Source organism: Streptomyces sp. NPDC002690, from assembly GCF_053592415.1.
In genome coordinates, this window is the sequence record NZ_JBSFVR010000510.1 from 1 (window position 1) to 4,011 (window position 4,011).

2 protein-coding genes are annotated in these 4,011 nt (G+C 69.5%); one reads left to right on the forward strand and one right to left on the reverse strand.

What is annotated here, in order from left to right; all coding sequences use genetic code 11:
- Positions 1–67: 67 nt before the first annotated feature.
- A complete protein-coding gene (locus tag ACWD3D_RS34280) occupies positions 68–1,390 on the reverse strand; it encodes an N-acetylmuramoyl-L-alanine amidase (protein ID WP_451464610.1) in 1,323 nt (440 codons plus the stop codon).
- A 351-nt stretch (positions 1,391–1,741) separates the two neighbouring features.
- Here ACWD3D_RS34280 and ACWD3D_RS34285 point away from each other — a divergent pair, with 351 nt between their 5' ends.
- A complete protein-coding gene (locus ACWD3D_RS34285; RefSeq protein ID WP_451464611.1) occupies positions 1,742–3,988 on the forward strand; it encodes a terpene synthase family protein in 2,247 nt (748 codons plus the stop codon).
- Positions 3,989–4,011: the final 23 nt, after the last annotated feature.

Consider the following 4,011-nt stretch of genomic DNA (forward strand, 5'->3'; position numbering starts at 1 on the left):
CCGTCCCGCGGGCGCGCGGTCGTGTTTCGGACGGGCGCGATCCGCCCGCCCGGACGGGAGCGTCCGGTCAGCCGACGCGGACCACGTCCACGTCGGTCGCCTTCACGAATCCGACGCGGTGGCCGATCTGGACGGTCACGTACTTCTGTCCGCCCGTGAAGTACGTATGGTCGTACGGGGTCGACGCGTCGATCGTCGGCGCGTAGTAGTAGCCGGTCGGAGCCTCGCCGCCACCGGGGAAGGACTGTCCCGCCTTGATCGTGTAGACGAGCGGCGAGCCGGTGCGGGGCGTGAAGCCGGCCGGGTAGTCGGCCGCGTCCGGGTAGGCGACGCCGTAGACGGGGACGTCGCTCCGGCCCGCCTTCGGCCGGACGACCGTGCCCTTCGTGGGTACGGTGACACGTGTACCGGCGGGAGTGCTGAGCCAGGCCTTCTGGCCGTACCACCAGATCGCGGTCCAGCCGGGCACGCGTTCGGCTACGACGGCCTGCTGGCTCGCGCTGATCTTGCTGCCCCAGTCGGCGGCGCAGTCGGTGCCCGCCGAACCGTCCGGGTGCAGGCCCGGGTCGGAGAAGAGCGGGGCGTCGGCAGAGGGCGCGGTGCGCAGGGGGACGGCGCTGCTGCCCTGGAGCGGGAGGTCGACGCCCTTCTCGCAGTCGCGGAACTCCTGTTCGTTGCGTCGGAAGTCCGGTGCGACGGTGACGAGTTCGCTCTTCTTCGGGCCGGAGGGCCGGGTCTGTTCGCCGAGGAGGGCCATGAAGCGGGTCCAGTCCCAGTAAGGGCCCGGGTCCCAGTGCATGCTCGTGGTCCCGGCGGCGCTGGTGGGCGGGACGCCGTCGTGGCCGAGGATGTGCTGCCGGTCGAGCGGGATGTCGTACCGCGCGGCGAGGTGGGCGACCAGCTTGGCGGTGGAGCGGTACATCGCGTCGGTGTACCAGGCGGCTCCGTCGGCGGCGAAGCCCTCCTGTTCGATGCCGATGGAGTGGGTGTTGATGTACCAGTTGCCCGCCTGCCAGGCGATGTCCTTGGTCTTGACCATCTGGGTGACGTGCCCGTCCGAGGAGCGGACGACGTAGTGGGCGGACGTCTTGTTGAGCGGGTTCTGGAAGGTTCTGATGGTTCCGTCGAAGTCGACCTCGGTGTCGTGCAGCACGATGAACTTGATCGCGTTGCTCGTCGGCCGTTCCGCGGTGTCGTAGTTGCCGTACGTCTGCTTGTCGGCCGGATCGCCGGTCTGCTGGTAGGCCGCCGGCACCCAGTCGCAGGCGAGGCTGCGCGGGCACTCGGGGCGCACGCCTTCGGCGTGGGCGGCCGGGGCGAGCAGGGCGGTGCACAGCGCGCCGGCCGTGATCAGCGCGAGCGCGAGCCTGGACCTCTTCTTCGACGTCATGACAACCCTTCTGGGAGCGGGACTTCCTGTGCCGTGGGCGAGTCGATCTCTCGTACCGTCGTGGCGGCACACTCTCCGACCATGAATGACGGCACGTCAAGAGCGTTGTACAGAGCGGCAGATGAGCCAGTGGTGCAGACCACTGGCGGTCGCCGTGACCTGCGGCGGGCGGGAGCGGCCGGAGCCTGTGACGGGTTTCGTTACCGGAGTTTTACTGCACCGGGGAGAGACCGTCGTGATTATGCGACTTATGACCGGTGTGCGTAGCCCGGATGGCCGAGGGGTAGTGCTGGCGCGCAAGACGGGTCCGCGCGAAAGGCGCGCGGAGTCTCCTGGAAAGGCCCGACGCACATGGCACAGCCCTTCTCGTTGCCGGACTTCTACGTCCCGTATCCGGCACGGCTCAGCCCGCATCTGGAGGAGGCGCGGCGTCACACCAAGGTGTGGGCCCGCTCCATGGGGATGCTGGAGGGGTCCGGCATCTGGGACGAGAAGGACCTGGAAGCGCACGACTACGCGCTGCTGTGCGCGTACACCCACCCCGACTGCTCGCCGGAGGCGTTGTCCCTGGTCACCGACTGGTACGTGTGGGTGTTCTTCTTCGACGACCACTTCCTGGAGCTGTTCAAGCGCACCCCGGACCGCGACGGCGCGAAACGATACCTCGAACGTCTGCCCGCCTTCATGCCGATGGAGCGGGGCGCGGCGACGCCCGACCCGGTCAACCCGGTCGAGGCGGGGCTCGCGGATCTGTGGGCCCGCACGGTGCCGGGCATGTCGGACGCGTGGCGGGCGAGGTTCGCCGAGGCGACCGAGAACCTGCTCAACGAGTCCCTGTGGGAGCTCGCGAACATCAACGAGGGGCGGATCGCCAACCCCGTCGAGTACATCGAGATGCGCCGCAAAGTGGGAGGCGCCCCCTGGTCGGCCGGGCTGGTCGAGTACGCGGCGAACGCCGAGGTTCCCGAGGCGGTGGCGGACGCCCGGGCCCTGCGGGTCCTGCGCGACGCCTTCTCCGACGGCGTGCACCTGCGCAACGACCTCTTCTCCTACCAGCGCGAGGTGGAGGACGAGGGCGAGAACAGCAACGGGGTTCTGGTGCTGGAGAAGTTCCTCGACTGCTCGACCCAGGAGGCCGCCGAGGCGGTCAACGACCTGCTCACCTCCCGGCTCCAGCAGTTCGAGAACACGGTACTGACCGAACTCGGTCCGCTCTGCGCGAGCAGGGGGCTCGATCCGGCGGAAACCGCCGCCGTCCTCGCGTACGTGAAGGGGCTCCAGGACTGGCAGTCCGGCGGGCACGAATGGCATCTGCGCTCCAGCCGCTACATGAACGACGGTGGCTCGAAGGCCGCTTCGGGCCGTCTGGGGATGTCGGGCCTGTTCGGCACGGCCGCCGCGTCGATCCGCTTCACCGCCCGCTCGGAGACGGCCCGGCTACGGGGTCACAGTCATGTGCCGCACCAGCGGGTCGGTCCCTCCCTGATCCCGGACCTGCGGCTGCCGTTCGGTACCACGCTCAGTCCCCATCTCGACGGGGCGCGGGTGCGGGTCGTCGACTGGGCGCGCCGGATGGGAATCCTGGAGGAGCAGCCGGGGGTGCCCGGCTCGCACATCTGGGACGAGGACCGGATCGTCGCGATCGACCTCCCGCTCTGCGCGGCGGGCATCCATCCGGACGCCTCACCCGAGGAGCTGGACCTCTCCTCGGCGTGGCTGGCCTGGGGCACGTACGGCGACGACTGGTTCCCGGTGGTGCACGGACGCACCCGTGATCTGGCGGGGGCGCGGCTGGCCAACGAACGGCTCTCGCTCTTCATGCCGTTGGACGGGACGGGGACGGGCGTACCGGAGCCGGTCAACGCGCTGGAACGTTCACTCGGGGACCTGTGGCGGCGGACCGCGGGCCCGATGGACGAGGAGGGACGGCGGGCCTTCCGGTACGCGATCGAGTCGATGACGGAGAGCTGGCTGTGGGAGCTGGCGAACCAGGCGCAGAACCGTATCCCCGACCCGGTGGACTACATCGAGATGCGGCGCATGACCTTCGGGTCGGACCTCACGATGGCCCTGTGCCGGCTGGCGCACGGGAAGAAGGTGCCGCCGGAGATCTACCGCAGCGGTCCGTTGCGGTCGCTGGAGAACGCGGCGGCGGACTACGGGGCGCTTCTCAACGACCTGTTCTCCTACCAGAAGGAGATCGAGTACGAGGGGGAAGTGCACAACGGGGTCCTGGTCGTGCAGAACTTCTTCGGCGTCGACTACCCGACGGGGGTGGCGATCATCCACGATCTGATGAACGGACGACTGAGGCAGTTCGAGCATGTCGCTGAGGTGGAACTGCCCCTGCTGTACGACGACTTCGCACTGGACGCGGAGTCCCGCGAGGTGCTCGCCGGTTATGTGCGCGAGCTCCGGCACTGGATGGCGGGCATCCTGATCTGGCACCGGGGCTGCCGCCGGTACCGCGAGGAGGACCTGCGCAGGGAGAACGCCGCCCGGTCGCCGTGGGGCCTGCTGACCGGTCCGTCCGGGTTCGGCACGTCGGCTGCGCGGATCGCCTCGCTGATGGCGGGGGCGGTGGGCGTGCGGGGATAGCGGGGGCGGGGCCGTGCGGTGGG